This is a genomic window from Bacteroides xylanisolvens XB1A, assembly GCF_000210075.1.
Classification (GTDB): Bacteria; Bacteroidota; Bacteroidia; order Bacteroidales; family Bacteroidaceae; genus Bacteroides; species Bacteroides xylanisolvens.
The window spans coordinates 148,702-155,258 of record NC_021017.1 but is presented as its reverse complement, the minus strand read 5'-3'; the positions used below and the strand labels follow the sequence as shown (position 1 = coordinate 155,258).

The 6,557-nt window shown below is 40.7% G+C and carries 6 protein-coding genes; 1 reads left to right on the top strand and 5 read right to left on the bottom strand.

Features of this window, described 5'->3' with window-relative positions; translation table 11 throughout:
• Window positions 1–184 precede the first annotated feature (184 nt).
• The 5 genes from BXY_RS00620 to BXY_RS00600 all read right to left on the bottom strand — a co-directional run bounded on the left by BXY_RS00620 (window position 185) and on the right by BXY_RS00600 (window position 4,159).
• On the bottom strand, window positions 185–628 hold the full coding sequence (locus tag BXY_RS00620) for a DUF4293 domain-containing protein (protein ID WP_004312708.1): 444 nt from the start codon (window positions 626–628) through the stop codon (window positions 185–187).
• Between the two features lie 108 nt (window positions 629–736).
• Window positions 737–1,072, bottom strand: a complete 336-nt coding sequence (locus BXY_RS00615; RefSeq protein WP_004299989.1) for a DNA-directed RNA polymerase subunit omega — start codon at window positions 1,070–1,072, stop codon at window positions 737–739.
• Window positions 1,073–1,086: 14 nt separating this feature from the next.
• Window positions 1,087–1,890, bottom strand: a complete 804-nt coding sequence (locus BXY_RS00610) for an outer membrane protein assembly factor BamD (protein WP_004312707.1) — start codon at window positions 1,888–1,890, stop codon at window positions 1,087–1,089.
• Window positions 1,891–2,311: 421 nt separating this feature from the next.
• On the bottom strand, window positions 2,312–2,737 hold the full coding sequence (locus BXY_RS00605; protein ID WP_008022809.1) for an amino acid-binding protein: 426 nt from the start codon (window positions 2,735–2,737) through the stop codon (window positions 2,312–2,314).
• 123 nt (window positions 2,738–2,860) lie between these two features.
• Window positions 2,861–4,159, bottom strand: coding sequence for a phenylacetate--CoA ligase family protein (locus BXY_RS00600; RefSeq protein ID WP_004312705.1), 1,299 nt, complete (start codon window positions 4,157–4,159; stop codon window positions 2,861–2,863).
• A gap of 135 nt (window positions 4,160–4,294) precedes the next feature.
• Here BXY_RS00600 and uvrB point away from each other — a divergent pair, with 135 nt between their 5' ends.
• Window positions 4,295–6,325 (top strand): excinuclease ABC subunit UvrB, encoded by a 2,031-nt coding sequence (gene uvrB / locus BXY_RS00595; RefSeq protein WP_008643821.1) that lies wholly within the window; start codon window positions 4,295–4,297, stop codon window positions 6,323–6,325.
• The last annotated feature ends 232 nt before the right edge of the window (window positions 6,326–6,557 follow it).

Genomic DNA, 6,557 nt, shown 5'->3' with positions numbered 1-6,557 from the left:
GGCAACTAACTCGCAATGAATTAGTTGCCTTATTTGTATCTTTAAAACAGAGATATTCAGTAAATGCACCGTTTTAGGGATGCTAAAGCATAGCTTTAGAGAGCAAAAAGCACCGCTTTAACTCTTATAAAGCGATGCTTTTCATTAATCATATTAACGAATTACCCAGATATAGGGAAAAGTCTTATCTCAATCTATCCGCAGCCTTTACCATCACCTCATCGCGTCCAATAGCACGAACAGCCAATATATTCAGAATGATGGAAATAAGTGGTAAACACAATGCCCAGCCTACCCGGAACATATTTGCATCATTCTTCAACGCAAAATAAAAAGCAAGGGCAGCAATGTAATAACCGACCAACAACAAGCTATTGAAAATCGTCATGCGAATCTGCAACATACGGTTCTTATATAAAAAAATGGTAGCCACGGCAACGATAGTACTAAGCATCAGAATCCCGAATAACCCCCATGTAGACTGAAAAGCGTCGTTTATTTCCAATCCTAATGCCTTAAAAGGATGTTCGCCCATTGTATCAATGAAGTAACCTATCGGCATACACATAGCTGTAATCAGTAATCCTGCAACAATCAATAAATAAACAGTTTGAATTCGTTGAATCATAAGTATTCTAAATAGTAGTTGAGTTAAACAATAATAGCCAAGCAATAAGGAGTAGGGATAATCATCCCACTTACTACTTGACTATCAAATTCTTCGTCAGAAAATAAATTACTGAAGTTTTTCTTTCTCCTTAGCCGGATTTCTATAATATATTTTCCCTTCGATGTATTCTTGCGTAGCAATCAAGTCCGGTTTCGGCAATTTCTCATAATAACGAGAAATTTCGATTTGCTCTCTATTTTCAAACACTTCTTCCAAGTTGTCATTGTAAGAGGCAAACTCTGCCAATTTCTTTGAAAGATCGTTTTTGATTTCTACACTGATCTGATTAGCACGCTTGCCAATAATGGCAACAGTTTCGTAAACATTACCTGTATCAGCACAGAGTTCCATCATGTCACGGGTTACTGTTGTAGCAGGAGCATTCGTTTTTTTGTAGTCCATAAATCTATTTAAATTTAGTCTTTAATTACTTTCTGTGATTCATTGAATATTTTCTCGGCTTCTTTCAAATATTTACTTTCAGGAAATTCATTCTTGAAAGCATAATATTCGTCCACTGTTTCGCGGTAACGATCCATCTTCTTGTCTTCTACACTATAGATAGCCATTTCGTGTCTTGCACGCAGAATCAAGATAGAAAGTTCTTCACGATAGTCAGTATAAGGATAATCTTTCAGTGCATTTTGAGCTGTGATTACACAAGACTCATAGTTATTGCCTAAATAATTACCCAGATTATAATATAATCTTGCAGAATAAAGTTCTTTCAAAACCAGCTTATCCTGCAAAGCAAAAATCATATCCTGTGCTTCCTGCTTCTTTGTGCTGTTCGGGAAATATTCCATGAACATCTGCAACTGCTGGATAGCCTGATAAGTGCTTGATTGATCCAAACGTGGTTCCGGGGTATCCAGGAATAAAGCTTTACCTGCATGAAAACGTGCCAGTTCGGTAAAAGTGCCACGGGGATACGTATTGAAATAGGTGATAAATGTCTGGGCAGCTGTCTGATAATCTTTCTGATTATAATAACTCATTCCCAACATATACAAAGACTCTTCCGCTTTATCGGTTCCTTTCAGAATGGTTATCAACTCATTCAGCAACGTAGCTGAACGATTATACTGTCCCTTCGCAAAATAGTTTTTGGCGGCTTCGTACTTGTATTCGTAATCGGTGCTTTTCAGCAATTTATTGTACTCTCCACATGATGTCAGAGTAGCCGCCGCAAGCAAAGTTATAATGATATTTTTCTTCATCCTATTTAAAAATAATGCGCAAAGTTACTTATTCGCTGGGAATTTAGCAATTAATCTGTGTTTTTTAATACATAAAAGGCGTTAAACATCGACAAAAGGAGAGAAAATGACGTCGAATTGCAAACGCCAAACTGTAAACGGCAGGTAATAAACGAATCACACAGAAATCATGATTGACATAAACCTGACGAACAAACGTCAGATTCCTTGTTATAAGACAGAAAAAAACTTGTTATAAGGCAGAAAAAAAATAGTGACGGTATATGCCCGGGATAGTGACGGTATCGGTGAAGTATACCGTCACTATCCACATCGGATAGCGTCACTATTTTTTATAGCAAAAAACGGCAAACAAATGTGTTATCCCATTCAAAGACAACGCAGCTATTTACCGTTCCCTGTTTATCGTTTACTGCTATATCTACAGCTTATACAAATCACTTGCAGCCAGCAGATCGACTTTCTTTTCTTTCAATACCTCGATACATTTATCCAGATTGCTGGGGCGAATTACCACATTTGCAATATTGTTATTGGCAAACGAATACATATATTCAATAAATACACCCTCGTCTGATAAATATCCCAGCACTTTAGCCAAAGCACCCGGTATATTGGGACAGCTTATACCTACTACATCAGTCACATTCACTGCAAAATGATTATCTTTTAAAGCTTTGTATGCTTTATCCGGATCAGATACTATTCCACGCAAAATACCAAAATCAGCATTTTCGGCAATGCACAAGGCAGAAAGATTGATATTTTCTTTCGCCAGCACTTCAGTCACTTCCGTCAAACGGCCTGACTTATTTTCCAAAAAGATAGAAAGTTGTTTTGCTACCATATTTATTAAAGTATTAAGTAATAAGTATTAAGTAACAAGCATTAGGTATTAGGCAACAAGTATTACCGTAGTTCCAAGATCACCCGCATGGTTAATACTTAATACTTAATACCTAATACTTATTTATATTTTTCTATTATCAATCACACGTTTTGCTTTACCTACGCTACGCTCAATGCTGCGAGGCTCTACCAATTTCACGTTGACTCCCAATCCAAGTACGCTTTGCAAACGTCCTCCCAGCTTTTTCTTCAAAGCCAGCATTTTGTTGATCTCATCAGAATAGAATTCCGGACGTACTTCAACCTGGAGCTCCATCGTATCGGTATTATTTTCACGACCCACTATCAACAAATAATGCGGTTCAAATTCTGCCATTTCAAGGATAACGGATTCAATCTGTGTCGGGAATACGTTTACACCACGGATAATCAACATATCATCACTGCGTCCCAAAATACGATCCATACGTACTAATGTACGACCGCAAGAACATTTATCATGATGCAAGGCAGTCAAATCACGCGTACGGTAACGGAGCAATGGCATACCCTCTTTGGTGAGGTGGGTAAACACCAGTTCGCCCGTTTGTCCCGGTTCAACCGGTTGCAAAGTATTCGGATCGATAATTTCTGGGAAATAATGGTCTTCATTCAAGTGAGTGCCGTTCTGACATTCGCACTCGTAACCGACACCCGGTCCGGCAATTTCACTCAACCCATAAATATCGTATGCTTTGATTCCCAGTTTCTCTTCAATTTCATGACGCATATTTTCCGTCCAGGGTTCCGCACCGAACGCACCGACTTTCAGTTGAAATTCTTCACGTGGCAAACCGGAATCTTTGATTGCATCTGCCAGGTAGAGCGCATAAGAAGGGGTGCAACAAAGCACTGTCGATCCGAAATCATGCATCAAGGTAATCTGTTTTTCAGTGTTGCCACTGGACATCGGAATAACAGAAGCACCGATATTCTCGGCTCCGGCATGTGCTCCCAGTCCGCCCGTAAACAGTCCGTATCCGTATGATACCTGAAAAATATCAGAACGGCCCGCTCCGTAAGCGGTAAAAGCACGTGATATACATTCCGCCCAAGAGGCCAAGTCCTTACGGGTATATCCGACAACCGTCGGCTTTCCGGTCGTTCCGGAAGAGGCATGAATACGTACAATCTGGCTCATCGGCACGGCACAAAGTCCGAACGGATAATTATCTCTTAAATCATGTTTCGTGGTAAACGGCAGTTTTACAATATCATCGATACTATTGATATCATCGGGGGTTATTCCCATTTCCTGCATCTTCTTTCGATAGAAAGGAGTGTTGTGATAGACGTAATCTACAATTTTCTTGAGTCGTATGCTTTGAATCTTGCGAAGACTTTCGCGGTCCATACACTCAATGCTCTCATTCCAAATCATGTGTTTCTGGTATTACTAGTTGTATGAATCTGTTTTTTGATATTAATATGTTGCAAAGTAAAGGATTTATTTGGAAAAATGATTTGTTATCTCGATTATTTTACCGAATATTGCTCCACTTTTTAGGATTTAACTATGAATTATGAACTAACATCAGCTTACAAACCTACCGGGGATCAGCCGGAAGCGATAGCACAACTGACTGAAGGGGTACTTCAGGGAGTTCCCGCACAGACTTTACTGGGAGTGACCGGATCGGGAAAAACATTTACCATTGCCAATGTGATCGCCAATATCAACAAACCTACGTTGATTTTGAGCCATAACAAGACATTGGCTGCCCAGCTCTATAGTGAGTTTAAAGGTTTCTTCCCCAATAATGCGGTAGAATATTACGTTTCTTACTATGACTATTATCAGCCGGAGGCCTATCTCCCGAGCAGTGATACTTATATAGAGAAAGATCTTGCCATCAATGACGAAATCGACAAGCTTCGACTCGCGGCCACTTCTGCCCTACTCTCCGGACGAAAAGACGTGGTAGTGGTTTCTTCCGTATCTTGTATCTACGGTATGGGAAATCCTTCGGACTTCTACAAAAATGTCATTGAAATAGAACGGGGACGGATGATGGACCGCAATGTCTTTTTACGTCGTCTGGTAGACAGCTTGTATGTCCGCAATGATATTGACTTGAACCGTGGAAATTTCCGCGTTAAAGGTGATACTGTGGATATCTATCTGGCTTATACCGACAATCTGCTCCGTGTCACCTTTTGGGGGGATGAGATTGATGGTATAGAAGAAGTAGATCCTATCACAGGAGTCACTATCGCACCATTTGACGCCTATAAGATTTATCCGGCCAATTTGTTTATGACGACCAAAGAGGCAACTCTCCGTGCTATCCACGAAATAGAAGATGATCTGACCAAACAAGTGGCATTCTTCGAGTCTATCGGTAAAGAATATGAAGCCAAACGACTATATGAACGGGTGACTTACGATATGGAAATGATACGGGAGTTAGGGCATTGCTCCGGAATTGAGAATTATTCCCGTTATTTCGACGGTCGTGCTGCCGGTACCCGTCCTTATTGTCTGCTCGATTTCTTCCCGGATGATTTTCTGATTGTCATTGACGAAAGCCACGTAAGTGTACCCCAAATCCGTGCGATGTACGGAGGAGACCGTGCACGTAAAATCAATCTGGTGGAATATGGTTTCCGATTACCTGCGGCTATGGACAACCGTCCGTTGAAATTCGAAGAGTTTCAGGAAATGGCGAAACAGGTAATTTATGTCAGTGCCACACCGGCAGATTATGAATTGATTCAGTCTGAAGGTATCGTCGTAGAGCAGGTGATTCGTCCTACAGGACTGCTTGATCCTGTCATCGAAGTGCGCCCGAGCCTTAATCAGATTGACGACTTAATGGAAGAAATCCAGCTCCGCATTGAAAAGGAAGAACGCGTACTCGTCACCACACTAACCAAACGAATGGCAGAAGAACTGGCAGAGTATCTTCTTAATAATAATGTAAGATGTAACTATATCCATAGTGATGTAGATACATTGGAACGTGTGAAGATTATGGATGATCTCCGGCAAGGAATCTATGATGTGCTTATCGGAGTCAACCTGCTCCGTGAAGGACTCGATCTTCCGGAAGTGTCGCTCGTTGCTATTCTTGATGCTGACAAAGAAGGATTCCTCCGCTCCCACCGTTCACTGACGCAAACCGCAGGACGTGCTGCCCGTAATGTAAACGGCAAGGTAATCATGTATGCGGACAGAATGACGGATAGCATGAAACTGACGATTGACGAAACCAATCGCCGCCGGGAAAAACAGTTGGCATACAATGAAGCAAACGGAATTACTCCGCAGCAGATTAAAAAGGCCAGAAACTTGTCGGTATTCGGTAATGCCAAAGAGGCGGATGAACTGCTAAAAGAAAGACATGCTTATGTAGAACCTTCTACTCCGAACATTGCAGCAGACCCGGTAGTGCAGTATATGAGTAAAGCGCAAATGGAAAAGAGTATCGAACGTACTCGCAAACTGATGCAGGAAGCAGCCAAGAAACTCGAATTTATTGAAGCTGCACAATACCGTGACGAGTTGTTGAAACTGGAAGATTTGATGAAAGAGAAATGGGGGTAAAAACTCCCCCTCTTCATATATTACATGAGAATTGCCAAGGGATAAAACTCTTAACAAACCTGTAACACAGGATTTAATCTATTAATTAGTGTTATAAAAACACCAATTAGCAGCTTATAATTTGCAAAGTTGCCAAAACTCCGTATCTTTGCACTGTGTTTTTCATAGTATTAGATTTAAGGTTAACAAAGGTTGGAGCAAGGCGTTGCTCCTTTTTTTATGTCTATACGTC